This is a genomic window from Pseudomonas sp. NPDC089401 (assembly GCF_044749485.1).
Taxonomy (GTDB): domain Bacteria; phylum Pseudomonadota; class Gammaproteobacteria; order Pseudomonadales; family Pseudomonadaceae; genus Aquipseudomonas.
Map to the genome: position 1 here is coordinate 1 of NZ_JBIVIA010000023.1, position 22,404 is coordinate 22,404.

A 22,404-nucleotide genomic window follows, 5' to 3' on the forward strand; every position below is an offset into this window, starting at 1 on the left:
GATCGAGCGCCGCCCGCGCGGCGCTTCGCGGGTGAACCCGCTCCCACATTTGTTGCAACGTGCCGAACCTGTCAGGCCATGGTCGCCTGCCTTGGCGCAAGTCTTGAGCCATGTGGGGCGGCATCAATGCCCACTTCGATATCTAGGCATACCAACAAGGCTGACAACCATGGCCTCACAGACATGGTCACGTTGCAACAAATGTGGGAGCGGGCTTGCCCGCGAAGCGCCGCGCGGGCGGCGCTCGATCTCACAGGCGGCGAAAATCCAGTGCTGAACACTAAGTCGCGACCTCGACAATTTCTGTCGCTTTGTCGTCAGAAGCTGTCGCCCCACTGTAATTTTCCCCGCAACGCCGGTAGAATCGATCCCTTTCCGTACAACCCCGTGGAGTGATGGCATGGCGGACGTAAAAAAGGTCGTACTGGCGTATTCCGGCGGCCTTGATACTTCGGTGATTCTCAAGTGGCTGCAGGATACCTATGACTGCGAAGTGGTGACCTTCACCGCTGACCTGGGTCAGGGCGAAGAAGTCGAGCCGGCTCGCGCCAAAGCCCAGGCAATGGGCGTCAAAGAGATCTACATCGACGACCTGCGCGAAGAATTCGTGCGTGATTTCGTCTTCCCGATGTTCCGCGCCAACACCGTCTACGAAGGCGAGTACCTGCTGGGTACCTCCATCGCCCGTCCGCTGATCGCCAAGCGCCTGATCGAGATCGCCAACGAGACCGGCGCCGACGCCATCTCCCATGGTGCTACCGGCAAAGGCAACGACCAGGTGCGTTTCGAGCTGGGTGCCTACGCGCTCAAGCCAGGCGTCAAGGTCATCGCCCCATGGCGCGAGTGGGACCTGCTGTCCCGCGAGAAGCTGATGGACTACGCCGAAAAGCACGGCATCCCGATCGAGCGCCACGGCAAGAAGAAGTCGCCGTACTCGATGGACGCCAACCTGCTGCACATCTCCTACGAAGGCGGTGTCCTGGAAGATACCTGGACCGAGCACGAAGAAGACATGTGGCGCTGGAGCGTCTCGCCTGAGAACGCCCCGGACCAGGCCACCTACCTCGAGCTGACCTACCGCAACGGTGACATCGTCGCCATCGACGGCGTCGACATGACCCCGGCCACCGTGCTGGCCGAACTCAACCGCATCGGCGGCGCCAACGGCATCGGCCGTCTGGACATCGTCGAGAACCGTTACGTCGGCATGAAGTCGCGTGGCTGCTACGAGACCCCGGGCGGCACCATCATGCTCAAGGCTCACCGCGCCATCGAGTCGATCACCCTGGACCGCGAAGTCGCTCACCTGAAAGACGAGCTGATGCCGAAGTACGCCAGCCTGATCTACACCGGCTACTGGTGGAGCCCGGAGCGTCTGATGCTGCAGAAGATGATCGACGCTTCGCAGGTCAACGTGAACGGCGTGGTCCGCCTGAAGCTGTACAAGGGCAATGTCATCGTGGTGGGTCGCAAGTCGGACGATTCGCTGTTCGATGCCAACATCGCCACCTTCGAAGAAGATGGCGGCGCCTACAACCAGGCTGATGCCGCTGGCTTCATCAAGCTCAACGCACTGCGCATGCGCATCGCCGCGAACAAAGGCCGCGGAATGCTCTAAGCCCTCCGCAGGCAACGCAGACCCCGGCTCAGGCCGGGGTTTTTTTTGCCCTGCGCAAGCCCGTGGGCTCAGTGCACATGGGCCCAGGTGCCTGGCATCGGGGCAATCGAAAGGTGGATGCACTGGCGCATTTCAACATTGCAGAAGCACCACCTGCGCTCTGTCTCCGGCGTTTGCGCGACGGCCTGGAGCAGTTGCTGTTCCAGCAGTTTCTGGGCGTCAGGCCCCGATAGCATCACGGTGACCGGATCGGTCGACTTGATGGCAGGCATGTCCGGTGTGCTCGCGTCCCCTTCGCACGTCTCCGGCTGGTAGAACGACTTGGCATTGAAGTTCAGCGTCAGGAAGAACAGCGCGGTCAGGAAGAACGGGAAGCACACCAGGAACCATGTGTAGAGGGTCTGGCTTTGCTCGCCGAGAAAAGGCAATGCCGCCAATGCCGATGCCTCGATGATGCCGGCAAAAATCGCGATGATTGTCAGCGGGCCAACGGCGTTGCGTTCGGGCATGGTGATCTCCTGCGGTTTCCCTACCTATACCCGTTTTCATGGCGTGACCGAACAGTGCTGTGTTTCCTGGCGAGGAAGCTCGCGCCCCTTGGCGAACGTCGGTGTCTCCATGATCGGCGTTCAATCGGTCGGTTGCGTCGGTAACGCCGGTTCGTTGCCCTGGGTCATGAGCCTCTGGGCATTAATGGCGTAAAAGTAACGTTGTAGGAGAGTTCTTAATCGGTCGTAAGTCACGTCTATTCAGCTATCTGCCGGGGAAATCCACACGCCATCAAGCGCCCGGCTCGGTTAAGGTGACGCGTCGTCAAAGCAGAATAATGAATGGATATCGCATGAATAAAGTCCTTATCGTGGATGACCATCCGGTCATACGCCTGGCAGTGCGCATGCTGATGGAGCGGCACGGCTACGATGTGGTCGCCGAAACCGACAATGGCGTGACCGCCTTGCAACTCACCCGGGAGCACCTGCCCGACATCGTCGTGCTGGACATCGGCATTCCCAAGCTCGATGGCCTGGAGGTGATCGCCCGCATGGCCACGGCCAGTCCGGGCAGCCGGGTTCTGGTGCTGACCTCCCAGGCGCCCGGGCACTTCTCGATGCGCTGCATGCAGGCGGGTGCCTCGGGTTACGTGTGCAAGCAGCAGGAGTTGACCGAGTTGCTCAGCGCCATCAAGGCCGTGTTGTCGGGTTACAGCTACTTCCCCAACCAGGCCCTGCACAAGTCGCGCGGGCGGGTAGGGGGCGCCACCGAAACGGAGATGGTGGAACGCTTGTCGGCACGGGAAATGATGGTGCTGCAGCAGTTGGCAAGGGGGCGTTCCAACAAGGAAATCGCTGACAGCATGTTCCTCAGCAACAAGACGGTCAGCACCTACAAGACGCGCCTGCTGCTCAAACTCAATGCCCACTCGTTGGTGGACCTGATCGAGCTGGCCCGGCGGCATGGCCTCAACTGACCACGCCAAGTGCGCAAAAGCCTCCGCAAGGGAGGCTTTCGTCAGGGCTACAGGTCGTAGTCGAAATCGGCCAGTTGCCGCTGCAGGCGACGTTCTTCGAGGAGGTTGTCGATGGTGCGGCGTTTGCTCAGGTTGGTCTTTGCGGTCTCCACCTGGGGCTCCGCGTCATCTTCAGCGGTGGCAAAGTCATCTTCGATCGACAGCTCGTCTTTATCGGTACTCATGAGTCGCTCCAAGCCAAAGGGCCATTGGCCGTCCTTATAACGGGAAAGCGAAGTCCGGTAAAAAAGATTTTTTCAATCGCGATATGCCTCCTTTTGCTATTGCCTCAATCGTCGCCAGTCTTCTGCTTGTACTCGCACAAGTCTTCGATGCGGCAACTGCCGCAGCGTGGCTTGCGGGCCTGGCACACGTAGCGCCCATGCAGGATCAGCCAGTGATGGGCATCGAGCAGGTAATCCCTGGGTACAAATTTGAGCAGCTTCTTTTCCACCTCGAGCACGGTCTTGCCGGGCGCAATGCCGGTGCGGTTGCTGACCCGAAAGATATGCGTATCCACGGCCATGGCCGGTTGGCGGAAGGCCGTGTTGAGCACCACGTTGGCGGTCTTTCGGCCAACCCCAGGCAAGGCTTCGAGCGCTTCGCGGGTTTGTGGCACTTCGCCGCCGTGCCGCTCGATCAGCAGACGGCAGGCTTCGATCACGTTTTTGGCCTTGCTGTTGTAAAGGCCGATGGTCTTGATGTATTCGCTCAGCCCGGCGACCCCGAGGGCATGGATCGCCTGAGGGGTATTGGCGACCGGGAACAGACGGGCGGTGGCCTTGTTGACGCCGACATCGGTGGACTGGGCGGACAGGGTGACGGCAACCAGCAGCTCGAACGGGGTGGTATAGGCCAGTTCCGTCTTGGGTTCGGGATTGTCTTCGTGCAGCCTGCGAAAGATCTCCAGGCGTTTGGCGGCATTCATGGGGTCAGCGCGTTCCTTGACGGCGTGAGGGGGCAGTGCCCGGATGCAGGTAATTGTACAAGGCCAGCAGCACGCCGAGCAGTATCAGTGCACCGGCTGGCTGGCGGGCCACCTCCAGGCCCAGGCCATCGGCCAACCCTTGGCGGGCGGCGCCGAGCAGCACGCAGACCAGCACCAGGCCGCCCAGTTGCACCAGCAGCTGGCGCCAGCGCTCCTGGTTCGGCAACAGCGCGTCGAACGCCAGGCACTGCAGGCAGAGCAACGCCGGATAGTACCCCAGAGACAAGGCCAGTGGCAGCGCCCATGCCCGCAGCGCCAGTTGCAGGCAGCTGGCCAGGGCCGCCAGCAGCAGCAGGCTTGCCACGGCGTACAGTGCGCCGTCGAGTCGCCTGCGCAGGGGAACCAGCAACGCCTGGTGGGCGATACCCAGCACCAGCATGGCGAGGCCGATGGCGGCGGCCTGGGCGAGGGTGGCGGTGGCGCCCAGCAGCGGTGCCAGGCTGACGGCCAGCAAGCAATGCCTGGTCATGGCGCAGCAACGCCAAGCAGGGCCGCGCGGTGCTGGTCGAAGTAGCTCAGGGCATCCTGCTGCGCTTCGATCACCGCGCGCGAAGTGACCGTTGCGCCGGCCAGTTGATCGAAGTCCCCCTGGTCACGCTTGATCGCCCAGCGATCATTCAGGCTACGGCCGGCGAATTGCCCCAGCCAGTTTGCCTGCGGATCGCCCAGGCGCCCGCCGAGGCCAGGGCTTTCCTGCTGCTCGATGACCTGGGTGCCGATCAGTCGCCCGTCGGCGGCGATGGCGACGCTCAGGCGGATCGGTGCGGCGTAGCCTTGCACCTGGCTTACCAGCACGATGGCGGTGGGTGTCGCGCCCAGGGTTGCGCGGTAGGCCGCGACGATCCGGCTGCGCGGCGGCTGTTCATCGGGCAGCGCCAGCGGCGTGTCCAGCGGCTGGTTGTCGTAGCGCTGCGCGGCCAGCACCGCGAGGAACTGCTGGGCCCGCAACTGCTGTTCGGCGTTGATGATGTCGTCCCGGGTCCAGTGCTGGCAGGCCAACGTCAGCGCCAGCGCCAGGGTGCCCACCAGCAGTAGCAGCGCGATGCCGCGCACGCTGGGCTTCATGGCGCGGCCTGCTGACGGCGCGAGGCGAAGCGATCCAGGGCCGGTGCGGCAAGGTTCATCAGCAGGATGGCGAACGCGGTGCCGTCCGGATAGCTGCCCCAGGTGCGGATCAGGTAGATCAGCAGGCCGACGCCAACGCCGAACAGCAGCCTGGCCAAGGCGGTCCTGGGGCCGGATACCGGTTCGGTGGCGATGAAAAAGGCCGCCAGCATGGTCGAGCCGGAGAACAGGTGCAGCAGCGGCGAGCCATGGGAGTCCGAACCGGAACCGTTCCAGGCCAGCAGGCTGAACAGCGCAAGGCCGGCCAGCAAACCGACCGGCGCATGCCAGCTGTACACCTTGCGTTGCAGCAGGAATGCGCCGCCGGCCAGAAAGGCCAGGTTGACCCACTCGCCGCCACGGCCACCGAGATTGCCAAACCCGGGGTGGCTGGCGTACAGCTCGTCGATGGTCAGGCTGCGGTTGTGGCGCAGGCCATCGAGTACGGTCGGGCTGGCCCAGGCGTCGATCTGCTCGCTGCTACTTCCCAGCACCCGGTGCAGGCTGTCGATGAAGCCGGGGGCCTGGTCAGGCCAATGGTTCATCTGCAGTGGGAAGCTCAGCAGGACGAAGGCATAGCCGACCATGGCCGGGTTGAACAGGTTGCGGCCGACACCGCCAAAGGCCTGCTTGCCCAGTGCAATGGCAATGGCGGCAGCCGTCGCCGGCAACCACCAGGGGGCCAGGCCGGGCAGGGCGACGGCCAGCAGTACAGCGGTCACCAGCGCGCTGCCATCGTTCAGGGTCGCCGCCACAGGCTGGCCGCGCAGCACCAGCGTCGCCGCCTCACAGCCCAGCGCGCCGGCCGCGCACAGCAGCAGGTTGAACAACAGGCCCCAGCCCTGCACCCAGAAGGCCGCCAGCAGGCCTGGCACACAGGCCAGCAGGACCAGGCCCATGGCCGTGCGCAGCCGAGGGTCAGGGCTGCACACGAGCGTTCTCGCCCTGGGGTTGCGGGTGCCGGAGGTCGAAACGGTGCGTGCGGTTCATTGTGTGAACAAACCCTTGAACCCGGAGAACGCCAGGGTCATGACGCCGGCGCTGATCAGGGCGATGGGCAGGCCGCGCAAGGGCGCAGGCAGCTCGGCTTGCTCGCAGCGTTGCAGGAGGTCGTCGAACAACGCCAGGGCCAGCCAATAGCCCAGCCCGCAAAGGAGGGCCCAGCCACAGGTGGCCAGCCAAGCGCTTCGCTCATCCATGACCTGCAGGGCCACGCCCAGCGTCACCACGTTGCAGGGCAGCAGCGTGACGTGGGCCGGTTGCGGCCAGTGCGGGCGCAGTCTGGCGAGGGCCCGCGGCACGCCCCAGCCGAGCGATGCCAGCCAGGGCAACAGCAGGAACAGCCGCAGGTCCTGCCAGGCAGCGGGCGCCACCAGCAGGCGTTCGAGCAACTGCCCGCCGCCGATGCCCAGGGTTATCGACAAGGCGCAGGCCAGGCCGCACACGTGCAGGTGCGGTCGGCCTGCTGGCTGCCGTTGCATGAGCAGCTGGCCGACCACTGCGGCGCTGACCAGGATCAGGACGTAGTCGTTCATGCAGATGACGATAGCCGGGAATCGCGGTGCGTGTCCGGCTATGCAGCGAGGGAATGAAAAAGCCCCGGCGCTGAGGCCGGGGCTTGGGGGTCACTTGATGCGCTGGCCTGGCTTGGCGCCGCTGTCCGGGCTGAGCAGGTAGATTTCTTCACCGCCAGGGCCGGCTGCCATGACCATGCCCTCGGAGATGCCGAAGCGCATCTTCCGTGGCTTGAGGTTGGCCACCATCATGGTCAGGCGACCTTCGAGCTGGGATGGGTCCGGGTACGCCGACTTGATGCCGGAGAACACGTTGCGGCGCTCGTCACCGATGTCCAGGGTCAGTTGCAGCAGCTTGTCGGCACCCGGCACCGCCTCGGCCTTGACGATCAGCGCCACGCGCAGGTCGACCGCGGCGAAGGTGTCGAACTCGATTTCCGCCGACAGCGGGTCCTTGCCCAGCTCGCCGTTGCCAGCCGGGGCCTGCTGGGCTTCGGCGGCCAGCAGGTCTTCCTTGCTGGCGGCGACCATGGCCTCGACCTTGGCCGGTTCGATGCGGCTCATCAGTGCCTTGAACGGGTTCAGCTGGTGGTTTTCCAGGCGCGACTGGTGGTCGTTCCAGGTCAGCGGGGCGACGTTGAGGAACGCTTCGGCGTCGGCGGCCAGCAGCGGCAGCACCGGCTTGAGGAAGATCACCAACTGGCGGAACAGGTTGACGCCCTGGGCGCAGATGGCCTGGACTTCGTCCTGCTTGCCTTCCTGCTTGGCCAGCGACCACGGTGCCTTGTCGGCGATCCAGGCGTTGGCGCGGTCGGCCAGGGCCATGATTTCGCGCATGGCGCGGCCGAAATCGCGGCCTTCATAGGCGTCGGCGATCGACGGGGCGGCGGCCAGGAAGGCTTCGGTCAGCTCTGGCGCGGCATCGCCGGCCACCATCACGCCAGCGTTGCCCTTGTGGATGAAGCCGGCGCAACGGCTGGCGATGTTGACCACCTTGCCGACCAGGTCGGAGTTGACCTTCTGCACGAAGTCCTCGAGGTTCAGGTCGAGGTCGTCGACGCCACGGCCGAGCTTGGCGGCGTAGTAGTAGCGCAGGTATTCCGGCTGCAGGTGGTCGAGGTAGGTGCGGGCCTTGATGAAGGTGCCGCGGGATTTCGACATCTTCGCGCCGTTGACGGTCAGGTAGCCGTGCACGTTGACCGCGGTCGGCTTGCGGAAACCTGCGCCTTCGAGCATGGCTGGCCAGAACAGGGCGTGGAAGTTGACGATGTCCTTGCCGATGAAGTGGTACAGCTCGGCCTGGGAGCCTTCGTTCCAGAAGGCGTCGAAGTCCAGCTCCGGGCGGCGTGCGCAGAGGTTCTTGAAGCTGGCCATGTAACCGATCGGCGCATCCAGCCAGACGTAGAAGTACTTGCCCGGCTCGCCCGGGATCTCGAAGCCGAAGTACGGCGCGTCACGCGAGATGTCCCATTCCTGCAGGCCGGAATCCAGCCATTCGGCGAGCTTGTTGGCCACGGCGTCCTGCAGCGTGCCGCTGCGGGTCCACTGCTGCAGCATGGCCTGGAAGTCCGGCAGCTTGAAGAAGAAGTGCTGGGAGTCGCGCAGCACCGGCGTGGCGCCGGAGATCGCCGACTTGGGGTTCTTCAGTTCGGTCGGGGCGTAGGTCGCGCCGCATTTTTCGCAGTTGTCGCCGTACTGGTCCTCGGCCGCGCATTTCGGGCAGGTGCCCTTGATGAAGCGGTCGGCCAGGAACATGCCCTTTTCCGGGTCGAAGTACTGGGTTACCGAGCGGGTGGCAATGTGCCCGGCGTCACGCAGGCGGCCGTAGATCAGGCTCGACAGCTCACGGTTCTCGTCGCTGTGGGTCGAGTGGAAGTTGTCGAAGTCCACCAGGAAGTCGGCGAAGTCGCTGCTGTGCTCGGCCTGGACATTGGCGATCAGCTGCTCCGGGGTGATGCCTTCCTTTTCGGCGCGCAGCATGATGGCCGAGCCGTGGGCGTCGTCGGCGCAGACGTAGATGCACTGGTTGCCGCGCAGCTTCTGGAAGCGCACCCACATGTCCGTCTGGATGTACTCCAGCATATGGCCAAGGTGAATGGAACCGTTGGCATAGGGCAGGGCGCTGGTGACGAGAATCTGACGTGGCTCGGACATGGTGGCTCGGCTACTTATCTGGCTCGGGTAAAAATGAGGGTGATCGGCCACTATAAAGGGCCGGCGAATATATTTCACCCCAAGCGCGCATCTGCTGACGATTGACGGGTTAGGATAGGCGCCTGTTTCGCATTCAGTTTGCCAATGGGAGTGTCCATGAGTGCCGTTACCCGCGCCGCCGTCGAAGGCGTGCTTCGCCAGTACAACGACCCTTACCTGAACCTGGACCCGGTCAGCGCCGGGTGCGTGCGCGCCATCGATATCCAGGGTGGCCAGGTCAGCGTGCAGTTGCAGCTGGGGTATGCCGCCGGTCTGTTCAAGAACGGCTGGGCCCAGGTGCTGCAGACCGCGCTCGAGAACCTCGATGGCGTCAGCGCGGCCCAGGTCTCGATCGACTGTGTGGTCGCCGCGCACAAGGCCCAGGCCCAGGTGCCGGCCATGGCCAACGTCAAGAACATCGTCGCCGTGGCCTCGGGCAAGGGCGGGGTCGGCAAGTCGACCACCGCCGCCAACCTGGCCCTGGCGCTGGCCCGCGAAGGTGCGCGGGTGGGCATTCTCGATGCCGACATCTATGGTCCGAGCCAGGGCGTGATGTTCGGCATCGCCGAGGGCACCCGACCGCAGATCCGCGAGCAGAAATGGTTCGTGCCGATCAAGGCCCATGGCGTCGAGGTGATGTCCATGGCGTTCCTCACCGATGACAACACGCCGATGGTCTGGCGTGGTCCGATGGTTTCCGGCGCCTTGCTGCAACTGGTCACCCAGACCGCCTGGGACGACCTCGACTACCTGGTGATCGACATGCCGCCGGGCACCGGCGACATCCAGCTGACCCTGGCGCAGAAGGTGCCGGTGGCCGGCTCGGTGATCGTCACCACCCCGCAGGACCTGGCCCTGCTCGATGCCAAGAAGGGCGTGGAGATGTTCCGCAAGGTCAACATCCCGGTGCTGGGCGTGGTGGAGAACATGGCCGTGCACATCTGCTCGAACTGTGGCCATGCCGAGCACCTGTTCGGCGAAGGCGGTGGCGAGAAGCTGGCGGCGCAGTACGGCGTCGAGCTGCTGGCATCGCTGCCGTTGTCGATGCTGATCCGCGAGCAAGCCGACAGCGGCAAGCCGACGGCGATCGCCGAGCCGCAAAGCCAGATCGCCATGGTCTACCAGGAGCTGGCGCGCCAGGTGGGCGCGCGGATCGTGCTGCAGGAAGCGGCGGCGCCGGCGATGCCGAGCATCACCATCAGTGAAGACTGAAGACAGCGTGGGCCTGCTTCGCGGGTAAACCCGCTCCCACAGGTACAGCGCAGCCTTCAAGTATTGCGCCGTCCCTGTGGGAGCGGGTTTACCCGCGAAGCAGGCGACTCGGTGTTTCGATCAGGCATAAAAAAACCCGCCAGAAGGCGGGTTTTTTTTGAAAGCTAGGAAGCTAAATCGACTTAGGCGATTTGAACTTCTTCAGCCTGCATGCCTTTCTGGCCGCGGGTAGCGACGAAAGTAACAGCCTGGCCTTCTTTCAGGGTTTTGAAGCCGTCAGCTTGGATGGCTTTGAAGTGCACGAACAGGTCATCGCCCGACTGAGGGGTGATGAAGCCGTAGCCTTTCTCATCGTTGAACCACTTAACGGTACCGGATTGACGGTTGGACATTTTTCTGTCTCCTTGGACAATTTGATAACGGTCAGGAAAAACCCTGGCCGGGACTGAGCGCAAAGAGAGCAGAAAATTCAGCGATGGGCCGATCAGGATCGTGCATCAAACTAGAGATTCTCGGTGTCACGTGCAGCACAGTGGCGCCACCTTACCCCACTTTCCACGAGCTGCCAATGGTCTGTAGCCGCTTTACGCAAATTCGGATCGGCGGCCGCCAGAGGCCCCGTCGGGCGCGGGATGCGGCACGGAACTTTAACCCGGGCGTCGGGACCGGTAAGATACGCGTCCGGATTTTCCCCCCGCAACTCTTCAGGACACCCCGCCATGAGCATCAAATCGGACAAGTGGATTCGCCGCATGGCGCAGGAACACGGCATGATCGAACCGTTCGTCGAGCGCCAGGTGCGCGGCGAGCAGGACAGCCGTGTCATCTCCTTCGGCGTTTCCAGCTACGGCTACGACGTGCGCTGCGCCGACGAATTCAAGGTGTTCACCAACATCAACTCGGCCACCGTCGACCCCAAGAACTTCGACGCCGGCAGCTTCGTCGACATCAAGAGCGACGTCTGCATCATCCCGCCGAACTCCTTCGCTCTGGCCCGCACCGTCGAATATTTCCGCATTCCGCGTGACGTGCTGACCATCTGCCTGGGCAAGAGCACCTACGCCCGTTGCGGCATCATCGTCAACGTCACCCCGCTCGAGCCGGAGTGGGAAGGCCACGTGACCCTGGAGTTCTCCAACACCACCACGCTGCCGGCGAAGATCTACGCCAACGAAGGCGTGGCGCAGATGCTGTTCCTGCAGTCCGATGAGGAATGCGAAGTGTCCTACAAGGACCGTGGCGGCAAGTACCAGGGCCAGCGCGGCGTCACCCTGCCACGCACCTGAGCCGACAAGCGCGGGGAATTCCCTGCGCCTCTGGCACTCCAACGGGGTAACCGTGCCGATGTGCATCTGGCCCATCGGCCCCCGTCAGGAGCTGCCCATGAAACTTCATCCCGCCATCAGCGCCAAGCTGGCTGTGCTGCAGCCCAACCAGGTCGGCATGCTGCCCTGGTCGTTGCTGGCCCACCCGCTGCCCCTGCAGGCCGGCGGTGTGCCGCACCAGCCCGATCCCGACACCCCGCAACCCGCCGAGCCCGGTGAACACCCGCCCATGGAGCCGGGCGAGCCGACCCTGCCCGACGAAGCGCCGCCTGCGCCGGTGGCCTGATCACTCGGCCAGCGCCCAGACGCGATCGCCCCCGCACAGGAACACACGGCTGTTCGCGTCAGGGGCAATGCGCCAGCCGCCGGTGAATTCACCGAAGGCCGGCAGCAGGCTGACCTGAGTGTCGAGCATGAAGCAGGGCAGCCGCAGGCGCTGGCGCGCCCGCCCACGCAGCAGGAAAACCGGATGCACGTGCCCGGCCAGGACCGGGTGATCAGGGTGTGGCGTGGGTTCGTGCTGTAGGGCGAACGGGGCCAGCAGCAGCGGTTCATCGTACACCGTGATGCCCAGTTCGGCGGGTGGGTCGCCCGCGTGGCGGTCATGATTGCCGCGCACCAGCATCACGTCCAGCGTCGGATGGCGCAGCTTCCAGGCATGCAGCCTGGCCAGCGTAGCGGGCGTGAGCGCGTTGCGGGCATGCAGGAAGTCGCCCAGGATGATCAGGCGTTCACAGGCGAGGGCCGCCAGCAAGGCATCCAGGCGCGCCAGGGTCACCTCGGTGGTGCCGCGTGGCACCGGTTGGTGCAGGGCCCGGTAGCTGGCGGCCTTGCCGATGTGCACGTCGGCCACCAGCAGGGTGCGGCGGGCGGGCCAGTAGAGGGCGCGGTCCGGCAGCAGCCAGAGCGTTTCACCGCAATGCTCGATGGGCAGGTAGCCGTTCATGGGCGGCTCGCCGCTTTTTCCAGGTCGGCGACCATGCGCGCGATGCGGTCGGCCAGCTTCTCGGTGCTCAGGGTCTCGCGCATGCCCTCCACCAGCAAGGCGAACGCCAGCGGGCCGGGGCGCCGGAGCACCTGCAGGTCCAGCCGCAAGCCCTGCATCTTCAGCAACTGCCGTTGCAGGCGTTCGATCTCCAGTTCCTCGCCGAGCACTTCATCGCGCGCCTGGCCGAGCAGCAGGTTGCCGGCATCGTGCTTGCGGAACACCTCGAAGAACAAGCCGCTGGAGGCCTGGATCTGCCGCGTGCTCTTTTGCGCGGCCGGGTAGCCGCCGAACACCAGCCCGGCAATCTGGGCGATCTCGCGAAAGCGCCGCAGGGCCATTTCGCCGGCATTCAGGCTGGCCAGCACATCATCCAGCAAGTTGTCGGCGGACAGCGCGTCCGGCAGGCATCCTGCCCAGTCCACCTCGCTCGGGCTGAGCAGCTCGAAACCATAGTCGCTGACCGCGATCGACACCGACAGCGGCTGGCTGCGGCTGACCCGCCAGGCGATCAGGTTGGCCAGGCCGAGATTGGCCATGCGCCCGGCGAATGGGTAGAGGAACAGGTGCGAGCCCTGGCGCGTGGCGAGGGTTTCGGCCAGCAGCGTGGCAGTGGTGGGCAAGGCTGACCACTGTGCCTGCAGCGCCAGCAACGGGCGTATTGCCTGCATTTCCGGCCCGTCGAAGTGGCCATGGGCCGCCGCGTCAAGCTGTTCGACCAGGGCGTCGGCCAGCTCGCCCGACAGGGGCATCCGCCCACCGTTCCAGCGCGCCAGGGCGGCCTTGCGTGCCGTGCTGCGGCGGACGTAGGCGGTCATGCCCTCGACCCGTACCAGCTCCAGGATGCGCCCGGCGAACACCAGGGTGTCGCCGGGGCGCAGGCGGGCGATGAAGGCCTCCTCGACGCTGCCCAGGTGCTTGCCGCCGCCGCCCTTGCTCCAGTACTTGAGCTGCAGGCTGGCATCGCTGACGATGGTGCCGATGCCCATCCGGTGACGCCGCGCCAGGCGCTCGCTGGTCACCCGCCAGACCCCATCGGCATGGCCTTCGACCCGCTGGTAGTCGGGGTAGGCGCTGAGCGAGTTGCCGCCATGGTTGACGAAGTCCAGAGCCCACTGCCACTGGCTGTCGCGCAGGTCGTGGAAGGCCCAGGTGGCGCGTACTTCCTCGAGCAGTTCATGGGGGCGAAAGCCACTGCCCAGGGCCATGCTGACCAGGTGCTGGACCAGCACGTCCATGCACAGGCGCGGCGAGCGGCGCGCCTCGATGTGGCCAGCGGCCAGGGCGGCGCGCGCGGCGGCCGCTTCCACCAGCTCCAGGCTGTGGGTAGGCACCAAGGTGATCCGCGAACGCCGCCCTGGCGCGTGCCCGGAGCGTCCGGCGCGCTGCATCAGCCGGGCGATGCCTTTCGCCGAGCCGATCTGCAGCACCCGCTCCACCGGCAGGAAGTCCACGCCCAGGTCCAGGCTGGAGGTGCACACCACCGCTTTCAAGGTGCCCTGCTTGAGGCTCTGCTCGACCCAGTCGCGGGTCGCCCGGGCCAGCGAGGCATGGTGCAGGGCGATTTGCCCGGCCCACTCCGGGCGGGCGTCGAGCAGGGCCTGGTACCAGAGTTCGGCCTGGGCACGGGTGTTGGTGAAGACCAGGCTGCTGGTGCTGGCGTCGAGCTCCCGGGCGACCTGTTCGAGCATCTTCATGCCCATGTGACCGGCCCAGGGAAAGCGCTCGAGGGTGTCGGGCAGCAGGGTATCGACCAGCAGTTGCTTGTCCTGGCGGCCTTTGACCAGCTGGCCACCTTGCGGCAGCAGCACCTCGAGGGCGTGCGGCAGGTTGCCGAGGGTGGCCGAAAGGCCCCAGGTGACCAGGCCGGGATGCCAGCGCCGCAGGCGTGCCAGGGCCAGTTGCAGTTGCACGCCGCGCTTGTTGCCGAGCAGTTCGTGCCATTCGTCCACCACCACCAGGCGCAGGTTGGCGAAGTCCTCGGCGGCCTGGGCCCGGGTCAGCAGCAGGGTCAGGCTTTCCGGGGTGGTGATCAGTGCGCTGGGCAGGCGTCGGGCCTGGCGGGCGCGTTCGGCGCTGCCGGTGTCGCCGCTGCGCACGCCGATGCTCCAGTTCAGGCCCAGCTCATCGAGCGGCGCCTGCAGGGCGCGGGCGGTATCGGCCGCCAGCGCGCGCATGGGGGTGATCCACAGCACCTGCAACGGCGCTGGCTGGCGCCCGCCATGAGATTGTCTGGTGAACGCGCGCAGGGCGGCGAGCCACACGGCGTAGGTCTTGCCCGCGCCGGTGCTGGCATGCAGCAGCCCCGATTCGCCGCGCCCGACCGCCGCCCATACCTGGCGCTGGAAGGCGAAGGGCTTCCAGCCGCGGGCGGCGAACCAGGCATTGGCAAGGTCGGGGGAGCTGGGCATGCGCGGTGGTGGTCCTGCAGAGGCTGTGCTTCTACAGACCACGCGCCCGGCGCATTGGTTTTACCCTGATCAGTTGGCCAGCAGGTAACCGCTGCGGCACACCTGTTCGCCGGCGACATGGGCGATGACCATGCCGGCCGTGGCCATGCGCCGCACGTTGCGGGCGTAGAGCAGGCCGGGCTGGCTGTTGCGCACGGCGGTGACGCGGTCGTTGAGCGGGTCGATGACTTCGGCGATCAACTGGCCGGCCTCCAGGTGCTGGCCTGGGCGGGCGTGGTACACCAGCAGGCCGCCCAGCGGCGCGTAGATCGGTTCCACGGCTGCCAGCGGCGTTGCCTCTCTGGGCAGTGCCGGCAGGGCGGGCGGCGTGCCGTCGATGACGCCGGCATGGGTCAGGTAGTCGAGGATCGCCTGGCAATCCTTGCCCGCCAGTTCATGGCTGACGTCGGCCTGGCCACGCAGTTCGACGGTCACCGCCACGCTGCCCAGGGGGATCGGGAAGCGCTTGCCGAAGCGTTGTTGCAGCTGCCACCAGACCAGGCTGAAGCATTCGTCGAACGACTGCCCGCCGGAATCGGTGGCCAGCAGGCTGGCCTGAGCGCCCAGGTAGCGGGCCAGCGGCTCTACCTGTGGCCAGGCTTCCGGCGTGGTGTAGAGGTGTTCGACGGCCTCGAAATCGCAGTGCAGGTCGAGCACCAGGTCGGCGTCGCAGGCCAGCCGCTGCAGGGCCAGGCGCTGGGACTGCAGCGGCGTGCGTGCCGGATGGGCGTCCAGGCCACGGCGCAGGTACTCGCGGATCAAGGCCAGGTTGTGGGCCGGGTCCTGGGTCAGGTGGCCCTCGATCAGGTCGCCAATGCTGTCGGACAGGTCGACGAAGTTGCGGTTGAAGTTTTCCCCGCTCTGCAGCTCGAAGCGGCCCAGTGGCGCGTCGAGCATCACCTGCTCCAGGCCGACCGGGTTGGCCACTGGCACCAGGATGATTTCGCGCAGCAAGCGCCCTTGCTGCTCGAGTTCGGCCAGACGCCGCTTGAGGTGCCAGGCCACCAGCATGCCGGGCAGTTCGTCGGCGTGCAGCGAGGCCTGGATGTACACCTTGGCGCCACCGCGCGGGCCGAAGTGGAAGCTGTGCAACTGGCGGGAGATGCCCGGTACGGGCGAGAGCAGGTCGTGGGTCGAATGGTGCATGGTGGTCCTGGCTGCGTGGCGAATACGGTCTGCGACCAGAGATAGAAGCATAATTTTCGACTTCGCGCTGGCTTCTGTGGGAGCGGGCTTGCCCGCGAAGGCAGTCGACACGGTCTTTCAGACCAACAGTGCCTGCAACGTCGTCAGGTCATCCGCCTCGTCCACCGGCTTGTCCAGGCGCCAGCGCAACATCCGCGGGAAGCGCACGGCAATCCCGCTCTTGTGCCGTTTCGACAGGGCAATCCCCTCGAACCCCAGCTCGAACACCAGGGTCGGCATCACGCTGCGCACCGGCCCGAAGGTTTCCACCGTGGTCTTGCGGATGATCGCATCGACCTTGCGCATTTCCTCGTCGCTGAGCCCGGAATAAGCCTTGGCGAAGGGCACCAGTGCACGCTCTGGCGTGCCCGGCGGCGCATTCCACACGGCAAAGGTGTAGTCGCTGTAAAGGCTGGCGCGGCGGCCATGGCCGCGCTGGGCATAGACCAGCACCGCATCGACGCTGAACGGGTCGATCTTCCACTTCCACCACAGGCCCATGTCCTTGGTCCGGCCCACGCCGTACAGGGCATCGCGCTGCTTGAGCATCAGCCCCTCCACGCCCAGGCTGCGCGATTGTTCGCGCTGCCGGGCGAGGTCTTGCCAGTCGCGGCCTTCGAGCAGCGGCGAAAGCAGCAGCGGGGCCAGCGGATGGTCCTCGACCAGGCCTTGCAACTGCCGGCGACGTTCATGTTGCGGGCGGTTGCGCCAGTCCTCGCCGTGCCACTCGAGCAGGTCATAGGCCTGCAGCACCACCGGGGCATCGGCCAGCAGCTTCTTGCCCAGCGTCTTGCGCCCGATACGCTGCTGCAGCACGGCGAACGGTTGCACGGACGGGCCGTCGGCGTCGGCTTTCCAGACCAGAATCTCGCCGTCGATCACCGTGCCGTCCGGCAAATGCTCGGCCAGGCCGTGCAGTTCGGGAAAGCGCTCGGTGACCAGCTCCTCGCCCCGCGACCATACCCACAACTGGCCGTCGCGCTTGACCACCTGGGCGCGGATGCCGTCCCACTTCCATTCGATCTGCCAGGCACTGGGCGGCCCGAGCAGGTTGTCGAACTGTTCGCTCGGCGCCTGCAGCGCGTGGGCCAGGAAGAAGGGGTAAGGCTGGCCGCCGCGCTGGCGATGCTCATCCGCCGATTCCTCGGCAATCAGCTTGAGATAGCTGGCCGCCGTCGGGCGGTGACCGATGTCGGTGTAGCCGACCAGGCGCTGGGCCACGCGCTTGGCGTCCAGCCCGGCCAGTTGCGCCAGGGCGCGGGTGACCAGCAGTTTGGACACGCCGACACGGAAGCTGCCGGTGATCAGTTTCAGGCACAGCATCAGGCTGGGGCGGTCCAGTTGCGCCCACAGCGGCGGCAGGCGCTGCTGGATATGCTCCGGCGGCAGGCCGCGCAAGGGCAGCAGATGCACCTCGACCCAGTGGGCCAGACCCTCGTCGCTGGCCTGGGGGCTTTCCGGCAGCAGCAGGGAGATGGTTTCGGCCAGGTCGCCCACGGCCTGGTAGCTTTCCTCGAACAGCCAGTCGGGCAGCCCGGCCAGCGCCATGGCCAGCTCGCGCAGCACGCGGGTCGGCACCAGTTGCCGGGGGCGCCCGCCGGCCAGGAAGTACACGGCCCAGGCCGCGTCATCGGCCGGGGCGCTGGCGAAGTAGTCGCGCAGGGCGTCGAGCTTGGCGTTGCTGGAGGTGGTGGCGTCCAGGCGCAGGTACAGCGCGGCGAAGGCTTTCATGCCTCGGGTTCCGTGGCCGGCGTGTCATCCTCGTCGCCGTATTCGGTGACGAACGCGCGGGCGTCCAGGCCTTGTTCGCCAAGGTAGCGCACCAACACGTTGACCGAGCCGTGGGTGACCATCACCCGCTCGGCGCCGGTCTGGCCGATGGCCCACAGCAGGCCTGGCCAGTCGGCGTGGTCCGAGAGTACGAAACCCCGGTCCACCCCGCGCCGCCGGCGGGTGCCGCGCAGCAGCATCCAGCCGCTGGCGAAGGCGTCGCTGTAGTCGCCGAAGCGGCGCATCCAGCTGCTGCCGGCGGCGGACGGCGGTGCCAGCACCAGCGCCTGGCGCAGCAGCGGGTCGTTGCGCGGGATGTCGCCGGCGTAGCGCGTGGGCGGCAGTTGCACACCGGCCTCGCGATAGACCCGGTTCAGGGGTTCGACCGCGCCGTGCACCAGGATCGGCCCGATGCCGGGGTCCAGGCCATGGAGGATGCGCTGGGCCTTGCCGAAGGCATAGCAGAACAGCACGCTGGCCTTGCCTTGCGCGGCGTTCGCCTGCCACCAGGCGTTGATCCCGGCGAACACTTCAGCCTGGCTGGGCCAGCGGTAGATCGGCAGGCCGAAGGTCGATTCGGTGATGAAGGTGTGGCAGCGCACCGGCTCGAACGCGGCGCAGGTGGCATCCGGCTCGACCTTGTAATCGCCCGAGGCGACCCAGACTTCGCCCTGGTGCTCCAGGCGCACCTGCGCCGAACCGAGCACATGGCCGGCCGGGTGCAGGCTCAGGCTGACGCCATGGTGCTCGATGCGTTGGCCGTAGGGCAGGGCCAGCAGGTCGATGTCCTGCCCCAGCCGGCTGCGCAGGATGCCGGCGCCGGGGGCGGCGGTGAGGTAATGGCGGTTGCCGCTGCGGGCATGGTCGCCGTGGCCATGGGTGATCACGGCACGTTCGACCGGGCGCCAGGGGTCTATGTAGAAGTCACCGGGCGGGCAGTAGAGGCCTTCGGGGCGGGCGATGACGAGGTCCATGGGGGGCGCACAAAGTTGCCGGGGTCATTACTAGGAGCGGTACGGGGGAGAGGAAGTTCGGGCAGTTTGATTGGGAGAAATGGACTACCCGGCATTCGGATATCAGGAAGAGCGTTTCGCGGTTAACTACGGACGTCGTTGATGGTGTGCAACAAAAATGTTGCGCCTTGCGTGCGTGTGCTGCAAATTGAATAGGCCCGTATGAAGTACAGTGAATTTCGCCGATGGCTGCGTGCCCAAGGTGCTACGTTCGTTCCAGCCAAGGGGAGCCATTTCAAGGTCTACCTTGGCAATCGTCAGACGATTTTCCCTGATCATGGCGCCAAAGAGATGGGTGAAGGGCTCAGAAAAAAGATCCTCAAGGATCTGGGCCTGTTTGAGTCTTGAAGGAGGGGAGAGCACTACATGATCTTCGATTACCCGGTAATCATTCATCGAGAAGAGGGCAGCGTCTGGATCAGTTGCCCGGACGTGCCCGAAATGTCGAGTGCTGGCGATACCGAGGACGAGGCATTATTCGATGCAGTCGATGCCATGGAGTCAGCGCTTTCGTTCTATGTGGACCAGAAGATCGCCATTCCGAAACCTGCCATGGCGCGGCCGGATCAAGCTGTCGTGCGTTTGCCTGCGCTGACTGCGGCAAAAGCCGCGCTGTGGAATACCATGATCGAGCAGAAGGTGAGTAAAACCGAGATGGCGCGGCGATTGGGTGTCAATCGCCCACAGGTTGATCGCCTTGTGGACTTGTTGCATCGTTCGAAGATCGAGCAGGTTGAGCATGCATTGCATGTTCTCGGCCAGCGCATCGAACTTGCTGTCGTGACTGCCTAGCGCTCCTGCTCGAAAAGCCGCCAGTCGTGGCGGCTTCCGACCTTCCTGCCTACTTGCCCGGCACCAAGGTCAAGCGCTGGCTCCCATACGCCCGCCCGAAGTTCTGCGGCTGCAGCGGCAAGCTCATGAACTGCCCCTTGAACCAGGCATCCAGCCCATCGCTGTGGTGCCCGCTGGCCGGGTTGCCGGACTGGCCGCTGCTGGTCAGCACCTGCAACGGTTCGGCCTGGCCGAAGTCGACGATCATCCGCGCCGAGGCCGGCAGGCGGGTGTCGAAGTCGCTGCCCCAGGCATAGGGGGTCAGGGCCAGGGTGGTGAAGTCGCCGCCGGCGGCCATCGGCGCATGGCTCAGCGCATCGCCCAGGCCATGGTAGGCCGGGGCCGGCCAGCGGTACTGGTGCAGCTTGCCCCACTGCCAGGCACGGCGGTCGCTGCCCAGTTGCGCGGTGCCGGCATCCACCGCGGCCGCCAGGCTGCGGGCGAGGATGGTCGGCTTGTCTTCCTTCTGCGCGGTGTTGCGGTCATCCCAGAACGGGCTGTCCTCGCGGCCGAGCAGGTGGTCGGCCTGGGCCGAATACGACAGCCGGGCGTTGCTGACGAAGGCCTGCCAGGCGGGGCTGGATTCAGGGCCGAGGTCGTCGAGGAAGGTCTGCCTGGCAAATGCCTGGAGGAACAGCTCGTACAAGGCGCCATCCGCCGACACCGGGCTCAGGCGGCCATCGAAGGCCTTGAGCCGGGCCAGGGCATCGCGGGCCTTGTCGCGCTCGGCGGCAGGCAGGGCATCGATCGCCTGCTTGAGCGGCTGGGCCATGCCCGGCGCGTCGAACATCTGCTTGAGCTTGCCGGCCAGCAGGGTCACCTGGTCGTTCTGCAGGGCCATCAGGCTGCGGCTGTCGTGGCGGCCGTTGGCGGCCAGCTGGCCCATCCGCTCGGCGCGCTCGGGGTAGTACCAGGTGTTGGACAGCTGCATGCCGTAGCCGCGCGGCAGGCTGCGCTGGTTGGCGTGGCCGATCCAGCCGGCGGGCGGATCCTGGTCGTAGGGGTGCAGCATCGCATCGGCGAAGCCATCCCAGTCATAGCGCCCGTCCCAGCCCGGCGACGGCAGCAGGCCCTGGCCTTCGCGGCGATTCGGGTAGCGGCCGCTGACCTGCCAGCCGATGTGTTCGGGGTCGGCGAACACGAAGTTGAGGGCGGCGGCGCCGATCTCGCGGGTGTTGTCGAAGGCCCGCTCGATGTTCGCCGCGCGGGTCAGGTCGAACAGCGCATCCAGGCTGCGGTCGCCCTTGAGCTGCGGCAGGTTGAGGGCCAGGCCCAGGCTGGCATTGCCCGCTTGCGGCAGCAAGGTGCCATGGCGGGTGTCGTACATCACTTCGCGCAGCGGGCGCTGGCCGCGGACGAAGAAGGTTTCGCTGCGGGCACGGGCCGGCAGCCACTTGCCGTCTGCGAGGTAGCTGACCTGGCTGCCGCTGTGGCGCAGCTGTTCCAGGTACAGGTCCTGGTTGTCGGCCATCACCGCACTGCTGCTCCAGGCCAGCTTGCCGTTGTAGCCGGCCAGCACGATGGGCAGGCCCGGCAGCGACAGGCCGGCGACCTGGTACTTGCCGGTGTGCAGCTGCACCGGGCTCAGGGCCCAGGCGGCGCGGCTGTCGCTGGCCAGCAGGCTCTTGCCGCTGCGGCTGCGTTGCGGGCCCAGGGCCAGGTTGGCCGAGCCGGGGCTGCCGAGCAGGTCAAGGTCGGCGAGCTTCTGGCTGGCGGCGGCCAGGGCGGCCAGGCCCGGCAGCTGGCTGCTCAGGTTCAGGCCCTTGAGTTTCTCGGCTTCGGCTTCGGCCAGCGGCTCGTCCGGTGCACCGGGCAACAGCCAGGCCAGCTTGTCGCTGCCGACCTGCTGCGCCAGGGTCAGGGCGCTGATCTCCTCTTGCAGGTTCACCGACTGGCTGAAGGCGTACAGGCTGAAGATCAGCGCCGAGTCTTCGGGCTTCCAGTATTCCGGGCGGTAGCCGCTGCTGGCCAGGTTGGCCGGCAGCTTGTCGCGGTAGCGGAACAGGTAGGCGTTGACCCCGCGGGCATACACCTCGAAGAAGCGCTTGAGCCGAGGCGATGCATCGGCGTACTGCTGGGCGGCGCTCTGCTTGAGATTGGCGGCGCGCATCAGGCGGTCGATGTCCAGCGCGTCGCTGCCGGCCAGTTCCGCCAGGCGGCCCTGGGCCAGCAGGCGCATGGCGAGCATCTGCTCGATGCGATCACCGGCGTGCACGTAGCCGAGGCTGAACAGCGCGTCATGGAAGCTGCTGCTTTCGATCAGCGGCGCGCCCATGGCGTTGCGCCGGATCGAGACGTTCTGCGCCAGGCCCTTGAGCGGCTGAACGCCGCTGGTCGGTGGCACGCTGTCCTGGTAGCCGCCCATCTGGCAACCGGCGAGCCCGAGCATGCCGAGCAGCGTGGCAGTGGGGGCGAACCGCGGGCGGAAGGGGGGAAGGACGGGGGCGGCCATGACGAGGGCTCCTGCGGGGCGTGGCGGGGGTTGGAAGGCGGTAAAGGTAGCATGCCGAAATGTTTTCGGCGCCTTTGAGATTGAGCGCGGGTGCATGCCTTGGGCTCTCTGGCGCCTGGCAGATCGAGCGCCGCCCGCGCGGCGCTTCGCGGGTGAACCCGCTCCCACATTTGTTGCAACGTGGCCATGTCTGTGAGGCCATGGTTGTCAGCCTTGTTGGCATGACTGGATCTCGAGGTGGGCATTGATGCCGCCCC

The 22,404-nt window shown here is 66.0% G+C and carries 22 protein-coding genes; 7 read left to right on the forward strand and 15 right to left on the reverse strand.

Annotated features, from left to right (window positions below; genetic code table 11):
- Window positions 1-400 precede the first annotated feature (400 nt).
- A complete protein-coding gene (locus tag ACIP21_RS28340) occupies window positions 401-1,618 on the forward strand; it encodes an argininosuccinate synthase (RefSeq protein ID WP_400694865.1) in 1,218 nt (405 codons plus the stop codon).
- 68 nt (window positions 1,619-1,686) lie between these two features.
- On the opposite strand, the gene ACIP21_RS28345 is transcribed toward ACIP21_RS28340, so the two are convergent.
- A complete protein-coding gene (locus tag ACIP21_RS28345; protein WP_400694867.1) occupies window positions 1,687-2,127 on the reverse strand; it encodes a hypothetical protein in 441 nt (146 codons plus the stop codon).
- 332 nt (window positions 2,128-2,459) lie between these two features.
- Between ACIP21_RS28345 and ACIP21_RS28350 the strand changes: the two genes are divergently transcribed.
- Window positions 2,460-3,086: a response regulator gene (locus ACIP21_RS28350; RefSeq protein ID WP_400694869.1), complete on the forward strand. Its 627-nt coding sequence runs from the start codon at window positions 2,460-2,462 to the stop codon at window positions 3,084-3,086.
- A 47-nt stretch (window positions 3,087-3,133) separates the two neighbouring features.
- On the opposite strand, the gene ACIP21_RS28355 is transcribed toward ACIP21_RS28350, so the two are convergent.
- The 7 genes from ACIP21_RS28355 to metG all read right to left on the reverse strand — a co-directional run bounded on the left by ACIP21_RS28355 (window position 3,134) and on the right by metG (window position 8,885).
- Complete coding sequence (locus tag ACIP21_RS28355; RefSeq protein WP_400694871.1) at window positions 3,134-3,310, reverse strand: PA3496 family putative envelope integrity protein; 177 nt, start codon at window positions 3,308-3,310, stop codon at window positions 3,134-3,136.
- Window positions 3,311-3,414: 104 nt separating this feature from the next.
- Window positions 3,415-4,053: an endonuclease III gene (nth, locus tag ACIP21_RS28360; protein ID WP_400694873.1), complete on the reverse strand. Its 639-nt coding sequence runs from the start codon at window positions 4,051-4,053 to the stop codon at window positions 3,415-3,417.
- A 4-nt stretch (window positions 4,054-4,057) separates the two neighbouring features.
- Entirely contained in the window at window positions 4,058-4,582 is a 525-nt protein-coding gene (locus ACIP21_RS28365; RefSeq protein ID WP_400694875.1) for an Rnf-Nqr domain containing protein, read from the reverse strand.
- The gene (locus ACIP21_RS28370) at window positions 4,579-5,178 is read right to left on the reverse strand and encodes an RnfABCDGE type electron transport complex subunit G (RefSeq protein ID WP_400694877.1); all 600 of its coding nucleotides are present in this window, start codon (window positions 5,176-5,178) and stop codon (window positions 4,579-4,581) included. Before ACIP21_RS28370 ends, ACIP21_RS28365 begins: the two co-directional genes overlap by 4 nt.
- Window positions 5,175-6,149, reverse strand: coding sequence for an RnfABCDGE type electron transport complex subunit D (locus ACIP21_RS28375; protein WP_400694879.1), 975 nt, complete (start codon window positions 6,147-6,149; stop codon window positions 5,175-5,177). The genes ACIP21_RS28370 and ACIP21_RS28375 overlap by 4 nt, the downstream gene beginning before the upstream one ends.
- 54 nt (window positions 6,150-6,203) lie before the next feature.
- Window positions 6,204-6,752: an Rnf-Nqr domain containing protein gene (locus tag ACIP21_RS28380; protein WP_400694881.1), complete on the reverse strand. Its 549-nt coding sequence runs from the start codon at window positions 6,750-6,752 to the stop codon at window positions 6,204-6,206.
- Between the two features lie 90 nt (window positions 6,753-6,842).
- Complete coding sequence (gene metG / locus ACIP21_RS28385; protein WP_400694883.1) at window positions 6,843-8,885, reverse strand: methionine--tRNA ligase; 2,043 nt, start codon at window positions 8,883-8,885, stop codon at window positions 6,843-6,845.
- Window positions 8,886-9,041: 156 nt separating this feature from the next.
- Between metG and apbC the strand changes: the two genes are divergently transcribed.
- Complete coding sequence (apbC, locus tag ACIP21_RS28390) at window positions 9,042-10,136, forward strand: iron-sulfur cluster carrier protein ApbC (protein ID WP_400694885.1); 1,095 nt, start codon at window positions 9,042-9,044, stop codon at window positions 10,134-10,136.
- A gap of 182 nt (window positions 10,137-10,318) precedes the next feature.
- Here the strand turns inward: apbC and ACIP21_RS28395 are convergent, their stop codons facing one another.
- Complete coding sequence (locus ACIP21_RS28395; protein WP_016488765.1) at window positions 10,319-10,528, reverse strand: cold-shock protein; 210 nt, start codon at window positions 10,526-10,528, stop codon at window positions 10,319-10,321.
- A 327-nt stretch (window positions 10,529-10,855) separates the two neighbouring features.
- Here ACIP21_RS28395 and dcd point away from each other — a divergent pair, with 327 nt between their 5' ends.
- Both dcd and ACIP21_RS28405 read left to right on the forward strand, forming a co-directional pair.
- Window positions 10,856-11,422 (forward strand): dCTP deaminase, encoded by a 567-nt coding sequence (gene dcd / locus ACIP21_RS28400; protein WP_003258001.1) that lies wholly within the window; start codon window positions 10,856-10,858, stop codon window positions 11,420-11,422.
- A 97-nt stretch (window positions 11,423-11,519) separates the two neighbouring features.
- Entirely contained in the window at window positions 11,520-11,747 is a 228-nt protein-coding gene (locus ACIP21_RS28405) for a hypothetical protein (protein ID WP_400694888.1), read from the forward strand.
- Here the strand turns inward: ACIP21_RS28405 and pdeM are convergent, their stop codons facing one another.
- The 5 genes from pdeM to ACIP21_RS28430 form a co-directional block, all read right to left on the reverse strand.
- Window positions 11,748-12,407, reverse strand: a complete 660-nt coding sequence (gene pdeM, locus ACIP21_RS28410) for a ligase-associated DNA damage response endonuclease PdeM (protein WP_400694890.1) — start codon at window positions 12,405-12,407, stop codon at window positions 11,748-11,750.
- Window positions 12,404-14,857, reverse strand: a complete 2,454-nt coding sequence (locus ACIP21_RS28415; protein ID WP_400694892.1) for a ligase-associated DNA damage response DEXH box helicase — start codon at window positions 14,855-14,857, stop codon at window positions 12,404-12,406. The genes pdeM and ACIP21_RS28415 overlap by 4 nt, the downstream gene beginning before the upstream one ends.
- Window positions 14,858-14,926: 69 nt before the next feature.
- Window positions 14,927-16,042, reverse strand: coding sequence for a succinylglutamate desuccinylase/aspartoacylase family protein (locus ACIP21_RS28420; RefSeq protein ID WP_400694894.1), 1,116 nt, complete (start codon window positions 16,040-16,042; stop codon window positions 14,927-14,929).
- Between the two features lie 117 nt (window positions 16,043-16,159).
- The gene (locus tag ACIP21_RS28425) at window positions 16,160-17,812 is read right to left on the reverse strand and encodes an ATP-dependent DNA ligase (RefSeq protein ID WP_400694896.1); all 1,653 of its coding nucleotides are present in this window, start codon (window positions 17,810-17,812) and stop codon (window positions 16,160-16,162) included.
- Window positions 17,809-18,825 carry a ligase-associated DNA damage response exonuclease gene (locus ACIP21_RS28430; protein ID WP_400694898.1) on the reverse strand — a complete coding sequence of 339 codons (1,017 nt, stop codon included), beginning with the start codon at window positions 18,823-18,825 and terminating at the stop codon, window positions 17,809-17,811. The genes ACIP21_RS28425 and ACIP21_RS28430 overlap by 4 nt, the downstream gene beginning before the upstream one ends.
- A gap of 201 nt (window positions 18,826-19,026) precedes the next feature.
- On the opposite strand from ACIP21_RS28430, the gene ACIP21_RS28435 reads away from it, so the two are divergent.
- Complete coding sequence (locus ACIP21_RS28435) at window positions 19,027-19,212, forward strand: type II toxin-antitoxin system HicA family toxin (RefSeq protein ID WP_400694900.1); 186 nt, start codon at window positions 19,027-19,029, stop codon at window positions 19,210-19,212.
- Between the two features lie 18 nt (window positions 19,213-19,230).
- Complete coding sequence (locus ACIP21_RS28440) at window positions 19,231-19,656, forward strand: type II toxin-antitoxin system HicB family antitoxin (protein WP_400694902.1); 426 nt, start codon at window positions 19,231-19,233, stop codon at window positions 19,654-19,656.
- Between the two features lie 49 nt (window positions 19,657-19,705).
- Here the strand turns inward: ACIP21_RS28440 and ACIP21_RS28445 are convergent, their stop codons facing one another.
- Window positions 19,706-22,147, reverse strand: a complete 2,442-nt coding sequence (locus ACIP21_RS28445) for a penicillin acylase family protein (RefSeq protein WP_400694904.1) — start codon at window positions 22,145-22,147, stop codon at window positions 19,706-19,708.
- Window positions 22,148-22,404 lie beyond the last annotated feature (257 nt).

Bases quoted from the DNA above. Each gene is read 5' to 3' on its own strand.
- ACIP21_RS28340 (WP_400694865.1), top strand. From the start codon at position 401: ATGGCGGACGTAAAAAAGGTCGTACTGGCGTATTCCGGCGGCCTTGAT.
- ACIP21_RS28345 (WP_400694867.1), bottom strand. From the start codon at position 2,127: ATGCCCGAACGCAACGCCGTTGGCCCGCTGACAATCATCGCGATTTTT.
- ACIP21_RS28350 (WP_400694869.1), top strand. From the start codon at position 2,460: ATGAATAAAGTCCTTATCGTGGATGACCATCCGGTCATACGCCTGGCA.
- ACIP21_RS28355 (WP_400694871.1), bottom strand. From the start codon at position 3,310: ATGAGTACCGATAAAGACGAGCTGTCGATCGAAGATGACTTTGCCACC.
- nth (WP_400694873.1), bottom strand. From the start codon at position 4,053: ATGAATGCCGCCAAACGCCTGGAGATCTTTCGCAGGCTGCACGAAGAC.
- ACIP21_RS28365 (WP_400694875.1), bottom strand. From the start codon at position 4,582: ATGACCAGGCATTGCTTGCTGGCCGTCAGCCTGGCACCGCTGCTGGGC.
- ACIP21_RS28370 (WP_400694877.1), bottom strand. From the start codon at position 5,178: ATGAAGCCCAGCGTGCGCGGCATCGCGCTGCTACTGCTGGTGGGCACC.
- ACIP21_RS28380 (WP_400694881.1), bottom strand. From the start codon at position 6,752: ATGAACGACTACGTCCTGATCCTGGTCAGCGCCGCAGTGGTCGGCCAG.
- metG (WP_400694883.1), bottom strand. From the start codon at position 8,885: ATGTCCGAGCCACGTCAGATTCTCGTCACCAGCGCCCTGCCCTATGCC.
- apbC (WP_400694885.1), top strand. From the start codon at position 9,042: ATGAGTGCCGTTACCCGCGCCGCCGTCGAAGGCGTGCTTCGCCAGTAC.
- ACIP21_RS28395 (WP_016488765.1), bottom strand. From the start codon at position 10,528: ATGTCCAACCGTCAATCCGGTACCGTTAAGTGGTTCAACGATGAGAAA.
- dcd (WP_003258001.1), top strand. From the start codon at position 10,856: ATGAGCATCAAATCGGACAAGTGGATTCGCCGCATGGCGCAGGAACAC.
- ACIP21_RS28405 (WP_400694888.1), top strand. From the start codon at position 11,520: ATGAAACTTCATCCCGCCATCAGCGCCAAGCTGGCTGTGCTGCAGCCC.
- pdeM (WP_400694890.1), bottom strand. From the start codon at position 12,407: ATGAACGGCTACCTGCCCATCGAGCATTGCGGTGAAACGCTCTGGCTG.
- ACIP21_RS28415 (WP_400694892.1), bottom strand. From the start codon at position 14,857: ATGCCCAGCTCCCCCGACCTTGCCAATGCCTGGTTCGCCGCCCGCGGC.
- ACIP21_RS28420 (WP_400694894.1), bottom strand. From the start codon at position 16,042: ATGCACCATTCGACCCACGACCTGCTCTCGCCCGTACCGGGCATCTCC.
- ACIP21_RS28425 (WP_400694896.1), bottom strand. From the start codon at position 17,812: ATGAAAGCCTTCGCCGCGCTGTACCTGCGCCTGGACGCCACCACCTCC.
- ACIP21_RS28430 (WP_400694898.1), bottom strand. From the start codon at position 18,825: ATGGACCTCGTCATCGCCCGCCCCGAAGGCCTCTACTGCCCGCCCGGT.
- ACIP21_RS28435 (WP_400694900.1), top strand. From the start codon at position 19,027: ATGAAGTACAGTGAATTTCGCCGATGGCTGCGTGCCCAAGGTGCTACG.
- ACIP21_RS28440 (WP_400694902.1), top strand. From the start codon at position 19,231: ATGATCTTCGATTACCCGGTAATCATTCATCGAGAAGAGGGCAGCGTC.
- ACIP21_RS28445 (WP_400694904.1), bottom strand. From the start codon at position 22,147: ATGGCCGCCCCCGTCCTTCCCCCCTTCCGCCCGCGGTTCGCCCCCACT.